At 68.1% G+C, this 22,893-nt stretch carries 21 protein-coding genes; 18 read left to right on the top strand and 3 right to left on the bottom strand.

Annotation, left to right across the window (positions count from 1 at the left end):
• Positions 1 to 213: 213 nt before the first annotated feature.
• A complete protein-coding gene (locus tag ACWDUA_RS10425; protein WP_449750951.1) occupies positions 214 to 1,452 on the bottom strand; it encodes an amidohydrolase family protein in 1,239 nt (412 codons plus the stop codon).
• 461 nt (positions 1,453 to 1,913) lie between these two features.
• Here ACWDUA_RS10425 and ACWDUA_RS10420 point away from each other — a divergent pair, with 461 nt between their 5' ends.
• From ACWDUA_RS10420 to ACWDUA_RS10395, 6 genes are all read left to right on the top strand, one after another.
• Positions 1,914 to 2,315, top strand: a complete 402-nt coding sequence (locus tag ACWDUA_RS10420; protein WP_449750950.1) for a YraN family protein — start codon at positions 1,914 to 1,916, stop codon at positions 2,313 to 2,315.
• Positions 2,296 to 3,852 (top strand): YifB family Mg chelatase-like AAA ATPase, encoded by a 1,557-nt coding sequence (locus tag ACWDUA_RS10415; protein ID WP_449750949.1) that lies wholly within the window; start codon positions 2,296 to 2,298, stop codon positions 3,850 to 3,852. The genes ACWDUA_RS10420 and ACWDUA_RS10415 overlap by 20 nt, the downstream gene beginning before the upstream one ends.
• Positions 3,849 to 4,997 (top strand): DNA-processing protein DprA, encoded by a 1,149-nt coding sequence (gene dprA / locus ACWDUA_RS10410; protein WP_449750948.1) that lies wholly within the window; start codon positions 3,849 to 3,851, stop codon positions 4,995 to 4,997. The genes ACWDUA_RS10415 and dprA overlap by 4 nt, the downstream gene beginning before the upstream one ends.
• Before the next feature lie 116 nt (positions 4,998 to 5,113).
• The gene (locus ACWDUA_RS10405) at positions 5,114 to 5,338 is read left to right on the top strand and encodes a DUF2510 domain-containing protein (RefSeq protein ID WP_449750947.1); all 225 of its coding nucleotides are present in this window, start codon (positions 5,114 to 5,116) and stop codon (positions 5,336 to 5,338) included.
• Between the two features lie 150 nt (positions 5,339 to 5,488).
• Positions 5,489 to 6,352: a siderophore-interacting protein gene (locus tag ACWDUA_RS10400; RefSeq protein WP_449750946.1), complete on the top strand. Its 864-nt coding sequence runs from the start codon at positions 5,489 to 5,491 to the stop codon at positions 6,350 to 6,352.
• A 251-nt stretch (positions 6,353 to 6,603) separates the two neighbouring features.
• Positions 6,604 to 7,557 carry a tyrosine recombinase XerC gene (locus ACWDUA_RS10395; RefSeq protein WP_449750945.1) on the top strand — a complete coding sequence of 318 codons (954 nt, stop codon included), beginning with the start codon at positions 6,604 to 6,606 and terminating at the stop codon, positions 7,555 to 7,557.
• A gap of 21 nt (positions 7,558 to 7,578) precedes the next feature.
• Here ACWDUA_RS10395 and ACWDUA_RS10390 read toward each other — a convergent pair whose 3' ends face one another.
• Positions 7,579 to 8,178, bottom strand: a complete 600-nt coding sequence (locus tag ACWDUA_RS10390; RefSeq protein ID WP_449750944.1) for a M23 family metallopeptidase — start codon at positions 8,176 to 8,178, stop codon at positions 7,579 to 7,581.
• A gap of 425 nt (positions 8,179 to 8,603) precedes the next feature.
• On the opposite strand from ACWDUA_RS10390, the gene rpsB reads away from it, so the two are divergent.
• The 6 genes from rpsB to rlmN all read left to right on the top strand — a co-directional run bounded on the left by rpsB (position 8,604) and on the right by rlmN (position 14,008).
• Entirely contained in the window at positions 8,604 to 9,410 is an 807-nt protein-coding gene (gene rpsB, locus ACWDUA_RS10385) for a 30S ribosomal protein S2 (RefSeq protein WP_449750943.1), read from the top strand.
• Positions 9,411 to 9,500: 90 nt separating this feature from the next.
• A complete protein-coding gene (gene tsf, locus ACWDUA_RS10380) occupies positions 9,501 to 10,325 on the top strand; it encodes a translation elongation factor Ts (protein WP_449750942.1) in 825 nt (274 codons plus the stop codon).
• 177 nt (positions 10,326 to 10,502) lie between these two features.
• The gene (gene pyrH / locus ACWDUA_RS10375) at positions 10,503 to 11,255 is read left to right on the top strand and encodes a UMP kinase (RefSeq protein WP_449750941.1); all 753 of its coding nucleotides are present in this window, start codon (positions 10,503 to 10,505) and stop codon (positions 11,253 to 11,255) included.
• A 103-nt stretch (positions 11,256 to 11,358) separates the two neighbouring features.
• The gene (frr, locus tag ACWDUA_RS10370; RefSeq protein ID WP_449750940.1) at positions 11,359 to 11,916 is read left to right on the top strand and encodes a ribosome recycling factor; all 558 of its coding nucleotides are present in this window, start codon (positions 11,359 to 11,361) and stop codon (positions 11,914 to 11,916) included.
• Between the two features lie 47 nt (positions 11,917 to 11,963).
• A complete protein-coding gene (locus tag ACWDUA_RS10365) occupies positions 11,964 to 12,821 on the top strand; it encodes a phosphatidate cytidylyltransferase (protein ID WP_449750939.1) in 858 nt (285 codons plus the stop codon).
• A gap of 74 nt (positions 12,822 to 12,895) precedes the next feature.
• Positions 12,896 to 14,008 (top strand): 23S rRNA (adenine(2503)-C(2))-methyltransferase RlmN, encoded by a 1,113-nt coding sequence (rlmN, locus tag ACWDUA_RS10360; RefSeq protein WP_449750938.1) that lies wholly within the window; start codon positions 12,896 to 12,898, stop codon positions 14,006 to 14,008.
• A gap of 581 nt (positions 14,009 to 14,589) precedes the next feature.
• Here rlmN and ACWDUA_RS10355 read toward each other — a convergent pair.
• A complete protein-coding gene (locus ACWDUA_RS10355) occupies positions 14,590 to 14,856 on the bottom strand; it encodes a DUF2631 domain-containing protein (RefSeq protein WP_449750937.1) in 267 nt (88 codons plus the stop codon).
• 186 nt (positions 14,857 to 15,042) lie between these two features.
• Here ACWDUA_RS10355 and puuE point away from each other — a divergent pair, with 186 nt between their 5' ends.
• From puuE to ACWDUA_RS10325, 6 genes are all read left to right on the top strand, one after another.
• Complete coding sequence (puuE, locus tag ACWDUA_RS10350; RefSeq protein WP_449750936.1) at positions 15,043 to 16,023, top strand: allantoinase PuuE; 981 nt, start codon at positions 15,043 to 15,045, stop codon at positions 16,021 to 16,023.
• Positions 16,024 to 16,085: 62 nt separating this feature from the next.
• Positions 16,086 to 17,261 (top strand): 1-deoxy-D-xylulose-5-phosphate reductoisomerase, encoded by a 1,176-nt coding sequence (dxr, locus tag ACWDUA_RS10345; protein WP_449750935.1) that lies wholly within the window; start codon positions 16,086 to 16,088, stop codon positions 17,259 to 17,261.
• Between the two features lie 85 nt (positions 17,262 to 17,346).
• On the top strand, positions 17,347 to 18,579 hold the full coding sequence (locus ACWDUA_RS10340; RefSeq protein ID WP_449750934.1) for a M50 family metallopeptidase: 1,233 nt from the start codon (positions 17,347 to 17,349) through the stop codon (positions 18,577 to 18,579).
• A gap of 80 nt (positions 18,580 to 18,659) precedes the next feature.
• Positions 18,660 to 19,847: a flavodoxin-dependent (E)-4-hydroxy-3-methylbut-2-enyl-diphosphate synthase gene (gene ispG / locus ACWDUA_RS10335; RefSeq protein ID WP_449750933.1), complete on the top strand. Its 1,188-nt coding sequence runs from the start codon at positions 18,660 to 18,662 to the stop codon at positions 19,845 to 19,847.
• A gap of 60 nt (positions 19,848 to 19,907) precedes the next feature.
• Entirely contained in the window at positions 19,908 to 20,744 is an 837-nt protein-coding gene (locus ACWDUA_RS10330; RefSeq protein WP_449750932.1) for a GNAT family N-acetyltransferase, read from the top strand.
• Positions 20,745 to 20,858: 114 nt separating this feature from the next.
• Positions 20,859 to 22,682: a penicillin-binding transpeptidase domain-containing protein gene (locus ACWDUA_RS10325; RefSeq protein ID WP_449750931.1), complete on the top strand. Its 1,824-nt coding sequence runs from the start codon at positions 20,859 to 20,861 to the stop codon at positions 22,680 to 22,682.
• The last annotated feature ends 211 nt before the right edge of the window (positions 22,683 to 22,893 follow it).

The raw sequence follows: 22,893 nt of genomic DNA, 5'->3' as shown, positions 1-22,893 counted from the left end.
CGGTGGTTGAGCCGATGAGGAGCGGAGCGACGAGGCGTGTCGAAACCTCCGCCGCCCGAGGCCGGTACGCGACCACGTCGGACGCAGTTGTCTCCCGGACTCGCCGGTGATCCCGCGTCGCTCCCGAGCCACAGGCGCACAGAGAAGGAGCGAGGTCCCCTCCCATCCGGGAGAGGACCTCGATGTCGGTCCGGCTGCGCTACGTCAGCAGGTTCAGACTGCGTAGGCGCCGCGGTTGCTCGCGGTCTTGCCCTCCTTGAGGACGAGCAGGATGTTGTCGTGATCGGCGAGTGAATCGATGTCGGCCAGCGGATCACCCTTGACGACGACGACGTCGGCCAGTTTGCCGGCCTCCAGCGTGCCCAGCTTGTCGGCGACGTCGCACAGCTCGGCGGAGGTGCTGGTCCCGGCGACGATCGCCTGCATCGGCGTCATCCCGCCGAACTTCACCAAGCACCCGAGCTCGCCCAGGGTGGCACCGTGATCGGGCACCAGACCGGCGTCGGTGCCGACGGCGACCTTGATGCCGGCGGCGACCGAGGCGGCGATGGACTCGTGGGCCAGCGCGTGCCACTTGGTGCTCTTGGCGACGGCCTGCGGGGTCGCGGTGTCGGGCTTGAGGGTCTCGATGAGGGTCGGCACCAGGAACTGGCCGCGGTCGACCATCTCCGTGCGCAGCTCGTCGGTGAGCGCGTAGCCGTGCTCGACGCTGTGCACGCCGCCCTGGACGGCCGCCCGGATTCCGGCGAGGCCGATGGCGTGGGCGGCGACCTTGCGGCCACCGTAGTTGTCGGCCTCCTCGACCAGTGCGGCGACGATCTCGGTGCGGGCGCCCAGCCAGTCGGGGTCGTCGCTCGGCGAGGTGACGCCACCGCTGGAGGCGACCTTGATGACGTCGACGCCCTCGCGCAGGAGCTTGCGGACCTCGCGCCGGGCGTCGTCGACACTGTCGACGATCAGGCCGCCGACCAGGCCGGTGCCGTCGATACCGGAGGGGATGTGGAAGTCGGCGTGGCCGCCGGTCTGGCTGAACATCTTGTCGGCCACCAGAAGTCGGGGACCGGCAACCAAGCCGTGGGCCACCGCGTCGCGCACGCCGACGTCGATGCCCATGAGGTCACGAACGGTGGTGACACCGGCGCCGATGGTGGCTTTCAGCCGGTCGATGAGCTCGAAGTAGCGGTAGGACGGCGGCACCATCGCGGACATGATCGGGGAGCCCTTGGTGCCCGGCAGCGACAGGTGGACGTGGCAGTCGAAGAAGCCCGGGCAGATCGTGTTGCCACCGACGTCGACGGTCACCACCTTGGCAGGGTCCTCCGGTTGCGGTGCCCCCGCCGCAGATCCGGCGTAGGTGATCTTGCCGTCGTCGATCACCAGGACCGCGTCAGCTACCGGGTCGGCGCCGGTCCCATCTATCAGCCGTGCATTCTGCAGGATGGTTGTCGTCATGAGCTGGTTATACCGTGCGCGTGCGCTTTGGGCACCGACGCACACGCCGGGACCATCGGCCCTGTCGGTTCCCCGGAAACGCCGTTCCGCGACGGGGGAATCACCGGGGCGTTCGATGAAGCCCGACGTCGCTCGCATGTCCGATTGTTCGGTGGACTGCCTCGCACGGCCCGGTTCGGACCTCCGTCCCCATCCACACGCATGCACCTCGTCGCATAATTCGTGCTTTCACGTCACAGAATTGTCCATGACGCGTGGTTGCAGCAAGGAGTTCAGAGCGGTGCCGGGGGCTCGAGGTCGTCGTGCGGAACCCGAAGCGGAAGTAGCGGCCGGGCGGACATGCGATCACCGAAATGGTGTTGAGCTGTGCGGTTGTGCACAGTTCGGGATGGGTCCACAGATTTCGTGGGGACAGTCGACGAACGTCGTCGTGAGTCGTCGGTGTCAGTGATTCTTGCTGCATGACAGCGGAATCAGTGGGGGACCGGCCCAATCGCCGGGCGGAGGTGGGGCGGTTGGGTGAGGACCTGGCTGCCGAGTTCGTGACGGGGTTGGGGTGGACGGTCGTGGAACGGAACTGGCGCAACAAGTTCGGGGAGTTGGATCTGATCGCCACCGATGGGCGTCGGCTCGTGGTGGTGGAGGTCAAGACGCGGGCATCACGGGTGTTCGCCGATCCGGTGGCGGCGGTGACGCGGGAGAAGTTCCGGCGGATGCGGAGGTTGACCGGGATGTGGTTGGCGCAGCAGGGAATGCACTGGCCGCAGATCCGTTTCGACATCATCTCCATCCAACTCGATCCGGCGCATCCGTTTGATCGTGAGCGGGCGCAGGTGCGGCACCATGTCAACATCGTGGAGTGAGCTCGAGGAGCCGACGGCCCGCGCGCCGCTCGGCCGGACGTTCTCGGTGGGGCTCAACGCCTTCGAGGCGAAGGTGATCGAGGTGCAGGCGCATGTGGGGCAGGGGCTGCCGGCCGTGATCATCGGTGGCACGGTCGATTCGGCATTGCGGGAGGGTCGTGAGCGGGTGCGGGCGGCAATCGTCAACTCCGGCTACTCGTTTCCCGATGGGAAGGTGACCATCAACCTGGCGCCGGCGGAACTGCCGAAACGAGGTTCGGCACATGACCTGTCGTTGGCGGTGGCGATCCTGGTGGCCACCGAGCAGGTGACCTCGGTGAGGTTGTCGTCGACGGTGTTGCTGGGGGAGCTGGCGCTCGACGGGAGCCTACGCCCGGTCCGGGGCATCCTGCCTGCGGTGATCGCCGCGCGTGCAGCGGGTTTCCGCAGTGTGGTGGTGCCGATCTCGATGGTCGCCGAGGCGACCCTGATCGACGACATCGAGATCGGTGGCGCGCACACCCTCAAAGAAGTGGTGGCGTGGTTGGAGGGAAAGACCGTGCTGGACACCGTCGACGGTGAGTCGTCGGCGCCCGAACCGCGGCTGGTGCCGGACATGGCCGATGTCATCGGGCAGACCGAGGCGCGCCACGCCCTCGAGATCGCCGCCGCCGGAGCACATCACGTGCTGATGACCGGACCTCCCGGGATCGGCAAGACCATGCTCGCGCGGCGACTGCCGGGAATCCTGCCACCCCTCGACCGCGAGGAGTCCCTCGAGGTGACAGCGGTGCATTCGATCGCCGGAATCCTCTCTCCGGGTTCGCCGTTGGTGGCCGATCCGCCGTTCATCGACCCGCACCATTCGGCGTCGACGACGGCTCTGCTCGGCGGTGGTACCGGAATGGCACGCCCGGGAGCGGTGTCGTTGGCCCATCGCGGGGTGTTGTTCATCGACGAATGCGCGGAAATGGGTGCCAAGGTTCTCGATTCGCTAAGACAACCCCTCGAAGAGGGGGTGGTCAAGGTACCGCGACGTGACGGAGTGGCCGAATATCCCGCCCGTTTCCAGCTGATCCTGGCGGCCAACCCCTGTTCGTGTGCCCCTGCCCGGGACACCGCCTGTGTCTGTTCCTCGGTCGAACGGCGCCGCTACCTGGGGAAACTGTCGGGGCCGTTGATGGATCGGGTGGACATCCGGGTCCGGATGGATCCGCCCGGCAATGCGACACTGACGACGGCGAGCGGTGAGTCGAGTGCCGCGATCCGCGTGCGGGTCACCGGTGCTCGGGACGCGGCGGTGGAACGGTGGCGTGAGTTCGGCTGGCGCACCAACGCCGAGGCGCGCGGTGCAGACCTCAAACGACACTTCCCGCTGCCGCCCACGGTGACGCGACCGCTGGAGGTGAGCATGCGGGAAGGTCGCCTGACCGCCCGCGGTGCCGATCGTGCGGTGCGGGTGGCGTGGACGATCGCCGACCTCGAAGGTCGTGGCGCGCCCACCGAAACCGATGTGGCACAAGCTCTTCTGTACCGCGATCGGGGAGGGCTGCGATGACCGGGCCGGTGCCGTCGGCCGCCGACGAGCGCGAGGCGCGGGCCTGGGCCTACCTCGCCGCGGTCGCCGAGCCCCCCTGTGGGCCGGTCCGTGACCTGGTTGCCGAACTCGGTCCGGTGGAAGCCGCCCGCGCCATCCGTGCACGATCGGTGCCCGACGGGCACACCGGCGTGCTCGAGCCGACGGCAGCGCGTGCCGGCGCCGACGTGACGATGGTTCACCTCGAGCGTGCCCACGGCGTCGGCGCACGACTGATCACCCCGGACGACGACGAATGGCCGGCATGGCCGCTGCTCCCCCTGCGGCAGGCAACCAGGGCGGCCAAAGCAGGTGAACCCCTTGCACTGTGGGTCCGCGGCCCGGGGCAGCTCGACGCGGCGTCGGTGGCATCGGTCGCGATGGTGGGGGCCCGGGCATCGACGACATATGGCGATCACGTGGCCGCCGAGCTCACCGGCGACCTGGTCACCGACTCCTGGACGGTGATCTCCGGGGCGGCCTTCGGCATTGACGCCGCCGCACATCGTGCCGCACTGGCCGGGCGCGGGGAGACGGTGGCGGTACTGGCGTGCGGGATCGATCGCGACTATCCGGCAGCGCATTCGACGCTGCTCACCGACATCGCCCGCACCGGTCTGGTGGTCACCGAATACCCGCCCGGCACGACCGCGGCCAAACACCGGTTCCTCGCCCGCAACCGGCTGGTCGCCGCACTCGCGTCGGCGGTGGTCGTGGTGGAGGCGGGACGACGCTCCGGTGCGCTGAACACCGCCGCGTGGGCACGCCGACTGAACCGCCCCCTGGGTGCGGTGCCCGGGCCGATCAACTCCGCGACGTCGTTGGGGTGTCACGCGATGATCGCCGACGGCGATGCCGTTCTCATCCAGGATGCCGACGACATCGTCCGGTTGGTTCACCCCGACGGTGGTGGGGTGCCGACGCCGGGACGGCCACGCTCCACCGATGGGCTCACCGACGACCAGCTTCAAGTGGTCGAGGCGCTCCCGCCCCGTGGTGCACTCGGGATCGACGAGATCGTGTTCGTGTCGGGCCGGCCGGTGTCGGTGGTGCGCACGGCCTTGGCTGTGCTCGACCTCAAAGGTCTGGTCGAGCAGGACGATCAGGGATGGCGACTCGTGCGGTGAACCGGTGCGGGTCGCCGGACGCGTCGGGGTGTGGACCCGGCCACACCCCGACGCGAACCCTGATGACGACGTCGAACGACCGGCTTCTCGTGGCAGACGGTGGTAGGAAAGCCGCCATGGGAGCTGTGAGCTGGTGGCATTGGCTGATCGTGCTGGTCGTGATCGGCGTGTTCGCGGCCGCGGCCGCGGTCGGCGGCGTCGTCCTGGTGGTCAAGGCGTCGTCGGCGAAGCGGCCGCAGTCCGGTCCGGTGCCGGGCTGGTATCCGGACCCCCGTAATTGCGCGCGGTATCGGTATTGGGATGGTCTGCGTTGGACGGAGCATGAGTCCACCGGGACCTGAGAACCCGTGTCTGGAACACAGTCATCGTCGACCGGTTGCTCGCGTTCGTGCCGAGCGGTCGGCCGGTATGTGGTGGTGGCGACGTGACCGAAATCACTGCTTAGGTAGGCCTAAATCGGGGCGTAGCGTGGACACGAACAAGGAGGTCCTATGGCCAAACGTGTGAACACCATGACCGTATTGCGCCGCGAGCAACTCACCGCACACATGGTGCGGCTCGTCCTGGGTGGCGACGGCTTCGAGGGATTCGTCCCGGCCGTCGGCGGCGACGGACTCGGCGAGACGGACATGTACGTCAAGCTCGTCTTCATGCCCGACGGTGGTGACGTTCCCGCCGACTTCGACCCGCGCGCATCGCGGTCGCTGCCGGCCGAGCAGCAGCCGACCCTGCGGACTTACACCATCCGCAACGTCGACGCCGAGAACCGCGAGATCTGGATCGACTTCGTCGTCCACGGCGACGAGGGGGTCGCCGGACCGTGGGCGGCGTCGGTCGAACCCGGCACCAGTGTGTCGTTCCTCGGCCCGGGGAGCGGCTATCACCCCCGGCCCGACGCGCCGTGGCATCTGCTGGCCGGCGACGAGTCGGCACTGCCCGCCATCACCGCGGCCCTCGAGGCACTCCCGGCCGATGCGCGAGCACAGGTGTTCGTCGAGGTCGGCGGACCCGAGGACGAGATCACCCTGGCCGCCCCGGCCGGTGCCGAGATCACCTGGGTGCACCGCGGCGGCCCGGCCGGTGAGGTCGACGACGACCGCGCCGGCGACAACTCCCCGCTGATCGACGCCGTGCGCGGCGCGTACTGGTTCGACGGCGAACCGCAGGTGTTCATCCACGGCGAGGCGCAGGCGGTGATGCACAACCTGCGCGGCTACGTCCGCAAGGAACGTGGTGTGAGCGCCGCCAATGCCTCCATCTCCGGCTACTGGCGTCGTGGCCGCTCCGAAGAGGGCTTCCGCACCTGGAAGGCCGATCTGCGCGCATCGGAGGAGACCGCAGGGGCGAACGTGTGAGCCGACCGCGCGGGTACCGATCCGGCAACGAGTCCGCGTGGGCGTTTGCGATCACCCACCCGGACCGGTGAGGTCGGGGGATGACCGACGACGTCGAGGGCACAGACGGCCCGGACTCCGGAGATTCCCACTCCGGCATTTCAGAGCCGGGCATTTCAGAGCCGGGCATTTCAGAGCCCGGCATTTCAGAGCCCGGACGTTCACACCTCGGGAACACGGGCCCCGGCCACGCGGCCGCCGGAACGGGCTCGGTGATCACCGAGTTCGCCGAGCACCTGCGCTTCGAACGGGGACTCAGCGACCACACCATCCGCGCCTACACCGGTGACGTCCGGGGCCTGGTCTCGTTCGCCGGTGCCCGAGGCGTCGCCGTCGTCGCGATCGACCTGGATCTCCTGCGCGCCTGGCTCGCCGACCACACCCGTCGCGGCGCGGCACGGAGGACCGTCGCCCGTCAGGTCTCCTCGGCGAAGACCTTCTGCGCGTGGGCGACCCGGGAGGGCATCCTCGGTATCGATCCGTCGACCCGATTGCAGGCGCCCAAGGCTCATCGCACACTGCCCGCCGTCCTGACCGCCGAGCAGGCCGGGGCCGCCATCGCCGCGGCCGGCCGGAACCGGCACACCGGCGACACCGCAGCCGACGGGGACACGGATGCAGGCGCTGACGGGGTCCCGGACATCGGATACGACCCCGACGACCCAATCGCCCTGCGTGACCGCGCGATCGTCGAACTGCTCTACGGGACGGGCATCCGTGTGGGTGAACTGTGCGGACTCGACCTCGACGACGTCGACACCGACCGTCGGGTCCTCCGGGTGATCGGCAAGGGCAACAAGCAGCGCTCGGTGCCTTTCGGGGTCCCGGCCGCCGACGCTCTCGACCGATGGCTGGCGGCCGGGCGGCCCGAGGTGGCCGGACCGACATCCGGCGACGCCCTGCTCCTCGGTGCCAAGGGTGGACGACTCAACCAGCGCGTCGCCCGCACCGTGGTCACCACAGCGGTCGCCGCGGTCGGCGGCCCGGACATGGGCCCGCACGGACTACGCCACAGTGCTGCGACCCACCTCCTCGAGGGCGGCGCCGACCTGCGCGTCGTGCAGGAACTGCTCGGCCATTCGTCGCTGGCGACGACGCAGATCTACACCCACGTCAGCGTCGAACGGCTGCGTGCGGTGCACCGGCAGGCCCACCCGCGCGCATGATCGGCCGGGCCGCCCCCCGCGTCAGGGTGGCACCCCGCCGAACGCGGAGTCACCGAGCGGTTTGAGTCGCACCGGCACCGCACCCAACAGTCCGAGCGGATCGAGGTAGGTGGCGGTCCGGCCCGCTCCGCGGCGGGCACCCCAGTGCAGGCATGCGGACGCCGCGCACCCGTCATGCCCGCCGACAACCGCGCCGATCACCTCTCCTCGGCGCACCCGCATCCCCTGGCGCACCGAGGCGCGTACCGGCTCATAGGTCGTGATCACCCCGTCGGCGTGCTCGATCGACACCGTTGGCTTCCCGGCGACCGATCCGGCGAATCGCACCACACCGTCACCGGCGGCCAGCACCGACGCCCCGACGGGCGCGGCGAGGTCGATCCCGCGATGACCGGCCTGCCACCGTGGGGTCGGGGCGTCGAATCCCCGGACCACCGTCGGCCTCGGTGGCAGGGGGACGACGTAGGCGCCCGTCGGCGCCGACGACGATGCGGACAGGGGCCGGGCCCCGACCAGCGCCGGCACCGCCAACAACAACGACGCCACCAAGGCGATCTCGGTGAGCGCCGCGATGAGTCGTCCCCACTGCGACAACCGCGACAACCGCCTGCTCCCGGACATACCACCGCGAGAGACACGACTGGGCGACACACGACTGGGCGACACACGACTGGGCGACACACGACTGGGCGACACACGACTGGGCGACACACGACCCCGCGGCGAGGCACGGCGGGTCACGAGATTGCGGGACCGCCGGGACAAAACGCCGCGGGTCTGCGTCGGGTTCATGGTGGATTAGACGCAGCGCAGCCCTGGTCGGCTCCGGCGGATTTTGGATCCCGGTCACGCCCGGGCGTATGGTTGACGGGCACTTCGTCTGCGGGCGGAGTGACTTCGCGCGCCCACAACTCGGGTCGAGGCGGCTCATGCCCCCGACCTGCTCCGCGCGGGCGGTCCCGACCACGGTCGGGTTCCGTGCGAGCAGTGGGTGCCAGGATCGGTACCGCCGGTACCGATGTCAACTGCACACAAAGGATTGATTCATGGCTGTTGTGACCATGAAGCAGCTGCTCGACAGCGGCGCACACTTCGGGCATCAGACCCGCCGTTGGAACCCGAAGATGAAGCGATTCATCTTCACCGACCGCAACGGTATCTACATCATCGACCTGCAGCAGACGCTGACCTACATCGACAAGGCGTACGAGTTCGTCAAGGAGACCGTCGCCCACGGTGGCACCGTCCTCTTCGTCGGGACCAAGAAGCAGGCCCAGGAGTCCATCGCGGCCGAGGCCACCCGTGTCGGTATGCCGTACGTCAACCAGCGCTGGCTCGGTGGCATGCTCACCAACTTCCAGACCGTCCACAAGCGCCTTCAGCGGATGAAGGAACTCGAGACGATGGAGCAGACCGGTGGCTTCGAGGGTCGCACCAAGAAAGAGATCTTGATGCTGACCCGCGAGAAGAACAAGCTCGAGCGCACCCTTGGTGGTATCCGGGATATGGCCAAGGTGCCGTCTGCAATTTGGGTTGTGGACACCAACAAGGAGCACATTGCTGTCGGTGAGGCACGCAAGCTCAACATCCCGGTCATCGCCATCCTCGACACCAACTGCGATCCCGATCTCGTCGACTACCCGATCCCGGGCAACGACGACGCGATCCGCAGCGCTGCACTGCTGACCCGCGTGGTCGCGTCGGCCGTCGCCGAGGGTGTCCAGGCTCGCGCCGGCCAGTCCTCGGGCGACGCGAAGCCGGAGGCCGGCAGCGGTGAGCCGCTCGCCGAGTGGGAGCAGGAACTGCTGACCCAGGCCGCCGCACCCGCCGAGGGTGGCACCCCGGCATCCTGACCCGTACGGGTCCACGTCGCAGGCCTCCGGTCCGTCCGGGCCGGAGGCCGGCAGACATCCCAATACTCTCTCTAAGGAGGCTCGCCGACGATGGCGAACTACACCGCAGCCGATGTGAAGCGTCTCCGCGAACTCACCGGCTCTGGAATGCTGGACTGCAAGAAGGCCCTGGAGAACAACGACGGCGACTTCGACAAGGCTGTCGAGGAGCTGCGTATCAAGGGCGCCAAGGACGTGGGCAAGCGCGCCGAGCGCTCCACCGCCGAGGGCCTCGTCGCCGCCAAGGGCGGTGTGATGATCGAGCTCAACTCCGAGACCGACTTCGTCGCCAAGAACGCCGAGTTCCAGGAACTCGCCGACAAGGTGCTCGACGCCGCCCAGGTCGCCAAGACCAGTGACGTCGAGGTACTCAAGGCCGCTGCTCTCGGTGAGGGTACCGTCGCCGACGCCGTGCAGGCGCTCAGCGCCAAGATCGGTGAGAAGCTCGAGCTGCGTCGCGTCGTGTACTACGACGGCCCGGTCGCCGTGTACCTGCACAAGCGTGCCTCCGATCTGCCGCCGGCCGTCGGTGTGCTGGTGTCCTACACCGGTGAGGGTGACGCCGCCGCGGAGGCTGCGCGCAACGCCGCACAGCAGGTCGCCGCACTCAAGGCCCGCTACGCCAGCCGCGACGAGGTCCCCGCCGACGTCGTCGAGAACGAGCGTCGCATCGCCGAGGAGACCGCCAAGGCCGAGGGCAAGCCCGAGCAGGCCCTGCCGAAGATCGTCGAAGGCCGTCTGACCGGCTTCTACAAGGACGTCGTGCTGGTCGACCAGCCCTTCGTCAAGGAGTCCAAGAAGACCGTGAAGAACATCCTCGACGAGGCGGGCGCCACCGTGGTGGCCTTCAGCCGCTTCGAGGTCGGTCAGTCCTGACCGGTCGGGTGTGCCCCCGGCACACCACCTGACGAAACGATGACCCCGTGTCCCCGTATCCATGGGGGACACGGGGTCGTCGCGTCGGGGCCCTAAGATGATCTCTGCAAGACCGGCCCGGATCCGCCCAGCGCGGACGAGGGCCGACGTACACAGTCGGCGGCGGTGAGGAAGTTGATGAGCGAGTCCCCGGAATCCCAGCACTCGGAGAATGCGGCCCGGGCCGGCTACAAGCGGGTCCTGCTGAAGCTCGGCGGCGAGATGTTCGGCGGTGGTGAGGTCGGACTCGATCCCGATGTCGTGGCGACGGTCGCCGACCAGATCGCCGAGGTCGTCGCCTCCGGTGCCCAGGTGGCCGTGGTGATCGGCGGCGGCAACTTCTTCCGCGGCGCCGAACTGCAGCAGCGCGGCCTCGACCGGTCCCGCTCGGACTACATGGGCATGCTCGGCACCGTCATGAACTGCCTTGCGCTGCAGGACTTCCTGGAGAAGCGTGGCGTCACCACCCGCGTGCAGACCGCCATCACCATGGGTCAGGTCGCCGAGCCCTACCTCCCGCTGCGCGCCCAGCGTCACCTGGAGAAGGGCCGCGTGGTGATCTTCGGTGCCGGCATGGGAATGCCGTACTTCTCCACCGACACCACCGCCGCCCAGCGTGCCCTGGAGATCAAGGCCGAGGTGGTGCTCATGGCGAAGGCCGTCGACGGCGTCTACAGCGACGACCCGCGGACCAACCCCGACGCCGTCCTCTACCGCGAGATCACCCACCGCGAGGCGCTCGAGAAGCAGCTCAAGGTGGCCGACGCGACCGCGTTCAGCCTCTGCATGGACAACAAGATGCCGATGCTGGTGTTCAATCTCCTCGAGCAGGGGAACATCGCCCGCGCGGTGTCGGGCGAGCGGATCGGGACCCTGGTGTCGACCACCTAGACGCTCACCCCGAACCACCACCGCCCACCATCCACGACACCCGCAGGACCGGGCCGCCACCTTCGGGTGACGGCCCGGACCGAGATACCGAACAGGAATCACGATGATCGACGAAACGTTGCTCGACGCCGAGGAGAAGATGGAGAAGGCCGTCAGCGTCGCCAAAGACGACATGGGCTCCATCCGCACCGGTCGCGCCAATCCGGCGATGTTCAACAAGATCCAGATCGAGTACTACGGCTCCCTGACCCCGGTCACCCAGGTCGCCTCCATCACCACCCCGGAACCGCGCCTGGTGGTGATCAAGCCCTACGAGGCCTCCACCCTGCGAGACATCGAGACCGCGATCCGCAACTCCGATCTCGGCGTCAATCCGACCAACGACGGAACGCTCATCCGCGTGTCGATCCCGCAGCTCACCGAGGACCGCCGCAAAGAACTCGTCAAGCAGGCCAAGGGCAAGGGCGAGGACGCCAAGGTGTCCATCCGCAACGTCCGGCGCAAGGCGCTCGACGAGCTCAAGCGTATCCAGAAGGACGGCGAGGCCGGCGAGGACGAGGTGGTGCGCGCCGAGAAGGATCTCGACAAGACCACCGGCACCTATGTCAGCCAGATCGACGAGCTGGTCAAGCACAAGGAGTCCGAACTGCTCGAGGTGTGATCACACCCCTCGGCACCCTTCGGACTCAGACAGGCGGAAACCAGACGATGGACAAGGCGTCGGCAGCGGAGCCGGAGTCACCACGAAAGTCTCGTGCGGGACGTGATCTGCCCGCGGCGATCGGGGTGGGTGTGGCACTCGGTGTCACGATCATCCTGATCCTGCTGTTCGCACCCAAGCTCTGGTATGTCATCGTCGCCCTGGCGTTCGCCACCGCCACCTGGGAGGTGACCAAACGCCTCCGGGGCGGCGGATACGACGTCGCGTTCTGGCCGTTGATCGTCGGCGGCCAGGCGATGATCTGGTGCAGCTGGCCGTGGGGGACCACCGGCATCCTGGTGGCCTTCGTCGGCACCGTGCTGGTGGCCATGGTGTGGAAGCTGCTCGCCCAGGGCATCTCCCAGGCCCCGCAGAACTATCTCCGCAACCTCGCCGCATCGGTGTTCGTGGCGGCCTGGCTGCCGCTGCTGGCGTCGTTCGGTGTGCTGATGGTGAACCAGGATCACGGAGCCGCACGCGTGGCGACGCTGATGATCGTGGTGGTCTGCTCCGATGTCGGCGGCTATGCCGCCGGTGTGCTGTTCGGCAAGCATCCGATGGCGCCCGCGATCAGCCCCAAGAAGTCGTGGGAGGGCCTGGTCGGGTCGCTGCTGGTCGGCACCACCGGAGCGGTGTGTTCGGTGATCTTCCTCCTCGACAACCGCTGGTGGGTGGGACTGGTCCTCGGGCCGGTCCTGGTGATCTGCGCGACCCTTGGTGACCTGGTGGAATCCCAGGTCAAACGCGATCTGGGGATCAAGGACATGGGCACCCTGCTGCCCGGCCACGGTGGGATCATGGATCGTCTCGACTCGCTGCTGCCGTCGGCGTTCATCGTGTGGGCGGTGCTCACCGCGCTGCTCTGACACGGTGACCGGTGCGGGACCGAGGTCGTGGCGGTGACCACGACCACCCTTCGTGACGTGCGACAATGGAACCCATGACTTCATTGCCGCTCGTGTTCGACGCCCCTCGTCGGGGGCGTCCGCCGACGCATTTCGCCGATCTCGATCAGGCGGCACGGGTTGCGGCTCTCGGGGAACTCGGCCTGCCGAAGTTCCGTGCCGATCAGCTCGCCCGCCAGTACTACGGCCGACTCAACGGTGACGTCGAGGAGATGACCGACCTCCCGGCCGGTGCCCGGGCCAAGGTCGGCGACGCGCTGTTCCCCAAGTTGCTCGACCCCGTCCGGCACGTCTCCTGCGACGACGGCAGCACCCGCAAGACCCTGTGGCGGCTGCACGACGGGACGCTGCTCGAGAGTGTGCTGATGCGCTACACCGACCGCAACACCCTGTGTATCTCCAGCCAGGCCGGTTGCGGCATGGCCTGCCCGTTCTGTGCGACCGGCCAGGGCGGTCTCGACCGCAACCTGTCGACCGGCGAGATCGTCGACCAGGTGCGTGCCGCGGCCCGGGCACTGCGTGACGGCGAGTTCGGTCCCGAGGGACGACTGTCCAACGTCGTCTTCATGGGTATGGGCGAGCCGCTGGCCAACTACAAGCGCGTGGTGTCGGCGGTTCGGCAGATCACCTCACCCGCGCCGGAGGGCCTCGGTATCTCGGCGCGCTCGGTCACGGTCTCCACGGTCGGACTGGCGCCCTCGATCCGGCGGCTTGCCGACGAAGGGCTGTCGGTGACGCTGGCCGTCTCCTTGCACACCCCCGACGACGAACTACGCGACACCCTGGTCCCGGTGAACAACCGATGGTCGGTGTCGGAGGTCCTCGACGCCGCACGCTACTACGCCGACGCCACCGGACGACGCGTCTCCATCGAGTACGCGCTGATCCGCGACGTCAACGATCAGCCGTGGCGTGCCGACATGCTGGGGGAGAAGCTGCACAAGGCACTCGGCTCGCTCGTGCACGTCAACCTGATCCCGCTCAACCCGACGCCCGGATCAGAATGGGACGCCAGTCCCAAACCCGTCGAGCGCGAGTTCGTCCGCCGGGTGCAGGCGCAGGGCGTCTCGTGCACCGTCCGCGACACCCGCGGACAGGAGATCGCCGCGGCCTGCGGTCAGCTCGCCGCGGAGGAGACCGCGGGCTGAGGTCAGGTGGTGACGGCCTCTGAGGGTGGTCACCCCGTGACGTCGGCCGACGGGGGTTTCGACTCGTCTCGTCGCTACGCTCCTCGTCGGCTCAACCACCAAACGCACTCGTCTCGTCGCTGCGCTCCTCGTCGGCTCAACCACCGTTCTGTGGTGGTCGAGCCGGGACCGAGCCGCTAGGCGAGGACCCGTGTCGAGGCCCAGCGAGTCAAGAGTGTCGCCAACCACTTCGGGGGTGATCGCCGCCCGATGTCGGCCGGCGGGGGTTTCGACTCGACTCGTCGCTGCGCTCCTCGTCGGCTCAACCACCAAACGCACTCGTCTCGTCGCTGCGCTCCTCGTCGGCTCAACTCAACCGGCGATCTGTGGTGGTCGAGCCGGGACCGAGCCGCTAGGCGAGGACCCGTGTCGAGACCCAGCGAGCCAAGGGTGTTGCCAACCACCTGCGCTCCTCGGCGGCTCGCCCTGCGTGCGGCGGTGCTTCGCGACGACATCCTGCTCGATCGGCGAGAGCCGGCCGCAGACGCAACAGAGCCCGGCCGGAACGTGTCCGGCCGGGCTCTGTGGTCAAGATCCGGTGGCTATTTCCACTGCTTCTTGGCGAACATTCCGCGGAGGATGAACGCGGCCACGATGAGGGCCGAACCGATCAGCCAGATGTCCTCGACGTGCCCCTTGTGATTGCCGACCAGCATGCAGAGCAGGATCACGACGGAGATCCAGCCGGCGACGTAGAAGTTGCGGGTCGCCACGCCGTGCCATCCGAACCGCGCCGACGGTGCGTCGGCCGGCTCACGCCGCCAACCGGTGTCGATGTCGTCGCTGTGCTCGACGTCGGTGCTTGCCACGGTGACTCCTCACTGCGCTGACGTCAGAGTTCTCTGACGGTCGGTAGTAGTTCTGGGAGAAGCATAGCCGTACCCCGACGACGGTGGTGCACTCCCCACGCCGAAGGCCCTCCGCTCGTGTATCCGGCGCGGATCCGGCCCGGTGCCCACCGGGCCGAGTCGGCCGATCGGTGCAAGAATTCGCCCATGCATCCGCCCACGAGAACGCTCGCCGATTACCGCTCGGAGAACTACCCACGCGACATGATCGGATACGGTGCCCATCCGCCGGACCCGCAGTGGCCGGGCGGCGCGAAGATCGCCGTGCAGTTCGTCCTCAACTATGAGGAGGGCAGCGAGAACAACGTCCTCGAGAACGACCGGGGCAGTGAGACATTCCTCTCGGAGATGATCGGGGCACAGTCGTTCCCGAACCGCCACATGAGCATGGAGTCATTGTACGAGTACGGGTCCCGCGCCGGGGTGTGGCGGATCCTGCGCACCTTCGAACGGCGCGGACTGCCGCTGACGATCTTCGCCGTCGCCCAGGCGATGGCCCGTAATCCGGAGGCCGCCGCGGCATTCACCGAACGTGGCGACGAGATCGCGTGCCACGGGTACCGCTGGCTGAGCTACCAGATGGTCGATTCCCACGTCGAGCGCGAGCACATGCGTGCCGGCATGGAGATGCTCGCCGAGATCACCGGTGAGCGACCTCGCGGCTGGTACACCGGCCGCGATTCACCCAACACCCGTGAACTCGTCGTCGAGTACGGCGGTTTCGTCTACGACTCCGACAGCTACGCCGACGACCTGCCGTACTGGGTCAAGGTTCCGCGGACCGCCGACGGTGTGACCGGCGACGTCGATCACCTCGTGGTGCCGTACACCCTCGACACCAACGACATGCGGTTCTCCTCGCCGGGTGGATTCCCGTCGGGTGAGCAGTACTACGCGCACCTGCGGGATGCCTTCGACGTGCTCTATCGGGAGGGTGTGGAGGGGTCCCCCAAGATGTTGTCGGTGGGTCTGCACTGTCGACTCGTCGGGCGGCCCGCGCGGCTGGCCGCGCTGGAGCGGTTCCTCGACCACATCCAGTCGCACGACGACGTGTGGATCACCCGCCGCATCGACATCGCCGAGCACTGGCGCAGCGTGCACCCGGCACCCGGGGGTGTCACCGGCTAGACCCGGGTGCCCTGGGGCGTCGGGCACGCCGCGCCGTCGAGCCGGTCGGGCAGTGCGCGACAATGGTGTCTGTGACGACGCGCGTGCTGATTCTCGGTTCCACCGGCTCGATCGGAGTGCAGGCCCTCGAGGTGATCTCGGAACACCCGGAGTTGTTCTCGGTGGCCGGTCTCGGTGCCGGGGGCGGCAACACCGACCGCCTCGCCGCCCAGGCTGCCGCCTTCGGCGTCCCGGCCGAGCGGCTGGCCGTTGCCGATCCAGCGGCCGCCGAGACGGTGTCGGCACAACTCGGTGGCGTCGTCCTCAGCGGACCCGAGGCGATGGTCCGGCTGATCGAGACCGTCGACGCCGACGTCGTGCTCAACGCGGTCGTCGGGTCGATCGGTCTGGGACCGAGCCTGGCCACCCTCGCCTCCGGGGCCCGGCTGGCGCTGGCGAACAAGGAATCATTGGTGGCGGGCGGTGCCCTGGTACTGAAAGCCGCGGCGCCGGACCAGATCGTGCCAGTGGACTCCGAGCACTCCGCGATCGCCCAATGCCTGCGCGGCGGTACCGCCGACGAGGTCGACCGCCTGGTGCTGACCGCCTCCGGCGGGCCGTTCCGTGGGTGGAGTACCGACCAGCTCGTCGACGTCACCCCCGAACAGGCCGGAAAGCACCCGACCTGGTCGATGGGGCCGATGATCACCCTCAACTCGGCGACCCTGGTCAACAAGGCGCTCGAGGTGATCGAGGCGCACCTGCTGTTCGGCGTGCCCTACGACCGGATCGACGTCACCGTGCACCCGCAGTCGATCGTCCACTCGATGGTCACCTTCATCGACGGCGCGACCATCGCCAAGGCCTCACCGCCGTCGATGAAACTGCCGATCGCCCTCGCCCTGGGCTGGCCGCATCGCGTGCCCGGATCGTCGCAGGCCTGTGACTTCTCCACGGCGTCGGCGTGGACCTTCGAACCCGTCGATGACGAGGTGTTCCCGGCGATCGACCTCGCCCGGCGCGCCGGAACCACCGGGGGCAGTCTCACCGCGGTGTTCAACGCGGCCAACGAGGCCGCCGCCGAAGGATTCTTCGCCGGCGCCATCACGTTTCCGCGGATCGTGGAGATCATCGGCGAGGTGCTCGACGACGCAGATCAATGGCAGGCCACGCCCGGTACTGTGGAGGAGGTCCTCGCCGCCGATGCCTGGGCGCGCACACGCGCCGCGCAGCTCGTGGCGACGACGCGCCGGGCCTGACCGGGCGTCCGGGCCGCGCCCGGCTTTCCCGGAGGCAACCAGGCAACACGCCCGGACAGAACGAAGAGACGAGAGAGTACGAGTAGTGGTTTTCGCGATCGGCGTCGTGTTGTTCGCCCTGGGGCTGCTCGCCTCGATCGCCTGGCACGAGTGCGGGCACATGTGGGCGGCGCAGGCCACCGGGATGAAGGTGCGCCGATACTTCGTCGGATTCGGGCCCACCCTGTGGTCGACCCGTCGCGGTGAGACCGAGTACGGCGTCAAGGCCCTGCCGTTCGGCGGATTCTGCGATATCGCGGGGATGACCCCGCACGAACAGCTCGCCGCCGACGAACAGAGCCGCGCGATGTTCCGGCAGAAGCCGTGGAAGCGCCTCGTCGTCCTGTTCGCCGGTCCCGCACAGAACTTCATCCTCGGGTTCGTGCTGATCGTCGTCGCCGGGCTCGTATGGGGACTACCCGATCTGTCACCCGCGCCGGTCGGCACCACCCTGACCAAGATCTCGTGTGTGCCGTCGACCATCACCGTCGACGCCGACGGCACCCAGACCGAGGCCGGCTGTACCGGTACCGGACCGGCCGGGGCAGCCGGACTACAACCCGGGGATCGGATCGTCGCGATCGACGGTGCGGCCGTCGACCAGGCATCCCAACTGTCACCCAGGATCCGCGAATCGGCCGGGCCGATCACCCTGACCGTCGACCGGGCGGGTCGCCGGTTCACCACCACGATGACCCCGCAGCCGCTGACGGTGACCACCACCGACAAGAACGGCACCACCTCCACCCAGACCATCAACCGGGTCGGGATCGTCTTCGACGCCCCGCCGACCTGGAAGACCTACAACGCCCTGACCATCTGGCCGGGCGCGGCGGTGTTCACCGGCGAACTCGCCCACCAGACCTGGAATGCGTTGCTGTCGATGCCGACCAAGGTGCACAACCTCTGGATCGCGGTCACCGGCGGCGAACGCGACCCCGACACCCCGGTCAGCGTCTACGGCGCGACGGTGCTCGGCGGCCAGGCTGCCGAACGCGGTCTGTGGGAGACCTTCTTCCTGTTGCTGATCAGCATCAACTTCTTCCTCGGCCTGTTCAACCTGGTCCCGCTACTACCCTTGGATGGTGGCCACATGGCCATCGTCGGATACGAGAAGGGACGCGACACGGCGCGCCGCTGGTTCGGACGTGCACCCGGCGGTCCGGTCGACTACTACAAACTGCTGCCGCTGACCTATGCGGTGGTCGTGGTGATGGCCGGGTTCATGGTGCTCACCCTGACCGCCGACATCGTCAATCCGATCACCTTCCCGAATTGACGTCGCCCGACCGACCCGGCCCGACCCGTCGGGCCACACACCCAGCCCACACCCACAGATCCATCCGCAGGGAGATTGAGATGTCCGCCTCTGACCCGGCCACGGCGACCCCGATCGGCCTAGGCCTGCCGACGGCCCCGCCGCCGGTGCTCGCCCCGCGTCGCAAGACCCGCCAGATCCAGGTGGGATCGGTCGGAGTCGGCAGCGACCACCCGATCTCGGTGCAGTCGATGACCACCACCAAGACCCACGACATCAATGCGACCCTCCAGCAGATCGCGCAACTCACCGCGTCCGGCTGTGACATCGTCCGCGTCGCCTGTCCGCGACAGGAGGACGCCGACGCGCTGCCGGTGATCGCGAAGAAGTCGAAGATCCCGGTGATCGCCGACATCCACTTCCAGCCGAAGTACATCTTCGCCGCGATCGACGCCGGATGCGCGGCGGTGCGCGTGAACCCCGGCAACATCAAGGAGTTCGACGGCCGCGTCAAGGAGGTCGCCAAGGCCGCCGGGGATGCGGGCATCCCCATCCGGATCGGCGTCAACGCCGGCTCGCTGGACAAACGGATCATGCAGAAGTACGGCAAGGCCACCCCCGAGGCGCTCGTCGAGTCGGCACTGTGGGAGGCCGGGTTGTTCGAGGAGCATGGCTTCGGCGACATCAAGATCTCGGTCAAGCACAACGACCCGGTCGTGATGGTGGAGGCGTACCGGCAGCTCGCCGCGCAGTGTGACTATCCGCTGCACCTCGGTGTCACCGAGGCCGGACCCGCCTTCCAAGGCACCATCAAGTCGGCGGTCGCCTTCGGTGCGCTGCTCAGCCAGGGCATCGGCGACACGATCCGTGTGTCGCTGTCGGCGCCGCCCGCCGAGGAGGTCAAGGTGGGCGATCAGATCCTGCAGTCACTCAACCTGCGGCCCCGCAAGCTCGAGATCGTCTCCTGCCCGTCGTGTGGTCGTGCGCAGGTCGACGTCTACAAGCTCGCCGACGCGGTGTCGGCCGGCCTCGAGGGCATGGAGGTGCCGCTACGAGTCGCGGTGATGGGCTGCGTCGTCAACGGGCCGGGCGAGGCCCGTGAAGCCGACCTCGGTGTGGCGTCCGGTAACGGCAAAGGACAGATCTTCGTCAAGGGCGAGGTCATCAAGACCGTGCCGGAAGCGCAGATCGTGGAGACATTGATCGAGGAAGCGCTGCGGATCGCCGAGGAGTCGGGGGAGACTGGTGAAGGCGCGTCCGCAGGGCCGCCGGTGGTGACCGTTTCGTAGGGCATCGGAGTCCCCGGGATCGGGGGAGACACAGACTCCGGGTACGAGAGGAGTGACGCGGTGCTGAGGCTGCTGGGCGACAAGCCGCTCGGTGCGCGTGACGCGCCCGCGGTCAGTCGCGTCCTGAACTCCGACCCGGTGTCCATGTGTATGGTCGCCGCGCGCTTCGAATCCCACGGGATCGAGCCACGGCTGCTCGGTGGTGAGCTGTGGTCGGCATCCGACCCGGAGAGTTCGCTGTGCTTCTCCGGCGCCAACATGATCCCGCTGCGTGGCTCACCAGACGACCTCTCCCATTTCGCCGATCGTGCGGTTGCCGGCGCCCGCATCTGTTCGTCGATCGTCGGGGAGTCCGAGCTCGCGATGGCGCTGTGGGAGCGCGTCGACCCCGACTGGGGTCCGGCCCGCGAGATCCGGCCGGTGCAGCCGCTCATGGCGTTGTCGGGGGAGCCGCTCGTCGAGCCCGACCCGCAGGTCCGGCTGGTGACCCTCGACGACCTCGACACCTATCTGCCCGCCGCGGTGGACATGTTCATCGGAGAGGTCGGCGTGGACCCGTGCGCCGGTGACGGCGGCCGCTCCTACCGCCGCCGGCTCGCCTCCCTGATCGCTGCGCGCCGGGTGTTCGCCCGATTCGAGGACGGTCAGGTGGTGTTCAAGGCCGAGGTCGGATCGATGTCGCGGGCGGTCGGCCAGATCCAGGGCGTCTGGGTGGACCCCTGCATGCGGGGTCGGGGACTCGGGGCTGCCGGCACCGCTGCAGTGGCCTCGGTGATCGCCGCGCGGGGCCGCATACCGAGTCTGTACGTCAACAGCTTCAACCTGCCGGCCCGCGCCGCCTACGAGCGGATCGGGTTCACCCAGGTGGGGACCTTCGCCACCATCCTGATCGACTGAGTCCGGCCGGGTTCCGGCGGAACCGGTGATGGACTCGGGGTTGCCTGTGGGTTCGGTGTGGTCTCCGCGTGGCTCCCGCCGCCGAGGTCCTCGGGACCTTAGGATCGGCAAGCGATGGAGCATCGCAGACCCCGCCTGGCCGCCCTGGCCGCCGTCCTGATCAGTGCTGCGCTGACGTTGGGTCTGGTGACCGCGTGCTCGGAGACCGACAACGGTCCGCGCGAGGCCGTCGAAGCGTTCCTGACCGCCTTCGGCACAGGCGATTTCGATGCTGCCGCCGCAGACACCGACAACCCGTCGGCGGCAAGTGCAGGCTTGAGGTCCGCGTGGGACGGGCTCGCCGCCACCGGTGTGTCGGGCCGATCCAGCCGCGCCACGGTCGACCACGACACCGCGGAGGTCGCCGTCACCTACCGCTGGGATCTGCCGCGGTCCCGGAACTGGGAGTACGGGGCCACCGTCAAGGCGATCCGCTCCGACGCCGACGGTTGGCGGGTGCGCTGGACCTCCACCGATATTCATCCCAGACTCGGTGCCGATCAACGTCTTTCGTTGCGCATCACAGAACCGCCGCGGGCTCAGGTCAACGAGTCCGACGGGTCGGCGGTGATCGTCGACGGCACCGTCATCGGTATCGCCTTCGACGCCAAGGCCGCCGCGGCGGCCGGTTCGGTCATCGACTCGCTCAACCGGCTGGTCACAGTGCTGGCCCCGATCCAACCTGACCTCGACGTCCAGCGGATCGCCGAGGAATCCACCGCCTCGGACGGCAGCTATCCGATCACCCGGTTGTCGGAGGAGGAATTCGACCGGTTGCGCGATCAGCTCGCGATCCCTGGTGTGGTGCACAACGAGCAGGTCGAACTCGTGTCGAAGAACCCGAACTTCGCCCCCGCACTGCTGACCGGGGTCAAACAGGTCGTGGAGTCGGAGGTGGACGGACGGGTCGGCTGGAAGGTGGTCACCGTCAACCCCAACGGGCTCGACGCCGACGTCCTCGTCGACAACGCGGCCGAGCCGGCCCCGGCGGTCACCTTGAGCCTGTCCCGGTCGGTGCAAGATGCCGCACAGCGGGCGGTCAACGCCACCAACGCGTTCCAGATCGCGATGGTGGTGATCCAGCCGTCCACCGGAAAGATCCTCGCGGTTGCGCAGAATCCGGCGGCCGACCGGCAGGGACCGATCGCCACCACCGGTCTGTACCCGCCGGGATCGACCTTCAAGATGGTCACGTCCGCCGCGGTGTTCAACCGCGACATGGCCACCCCCGACACGATCGTGGGTTGCCCCGGCGAGGTGACCATCGGCCCGCGCACCATCCCGAACTACGACAACTTCTCCCTCGGTTCGGTGACGCTGCAGCGTGCCTTCGCACAGTCGTGCAACACCACATTCGCGAAACTCGCCAGCGAGATGGGGCCGTCCGATCTGGCGCACGCGGCCACGGCGATGGGACTCGGCCAGACCTACGACATCCCCGGACTCGCCACCGCGACCGGCTCGGTGCCGATCGAGAGCGATCTGGTGGCGCGCACCGAGGACGGCTTCGGGCAGGGCAAGGACCTGGCGAGCCCGTTCGGAATGGCACTGGTCGCGGCGACCGTCGCCAACAACGGGAAACTTCCTGTACCGCAACTGATCCTGGGTCGTGAGACAAAGATCGAGGGACCGACGACGACCTTGGAACCCAACGTGGTGGGGGAGCTGCGGCCGATGATGCGCGAAGTGGTCACCAGCGGTACCGCGACCAGGATCGCCGGGCAGGGCGAGGTGTACGGCAAGACCGGTGAAGCCGAGTTCGACGGCGGCTCGCACGCCTGGTTCGCGGGTTACCGCGGTGACCTCGCCTTCGCGACATTGGTCGTCCGCGGTGGGTCGTCGGACAACGCGGTCGGCGTCACCAACGACTTCCTGAACTTCTTGCCCGCGGGATTCTGACACGGTCCTGCTCGATCGTCATGGCCACTTCTGGGGTGTGTGCCGACATTGTCCGGTCGCCGGATTTCGACTCGGGTCCTCGCTTCGCTCGGTCCCGGCTCAATCAGCAAGAAACGGTTGGTGGTTTCAGTGTCACTCTTGTGGAGCCACCAAGTTGGTGGTTGTGTTCAGTCCACCGGGCATCTGGCTCTGTTGGTGGTTGACCGTTCCC

This window comes from Gordonia sp. NPDC003376 (assembly GCF_053589235.1).
This window is presented reverse-complemented; position numbering and strand designations above follow the sequence as displayed.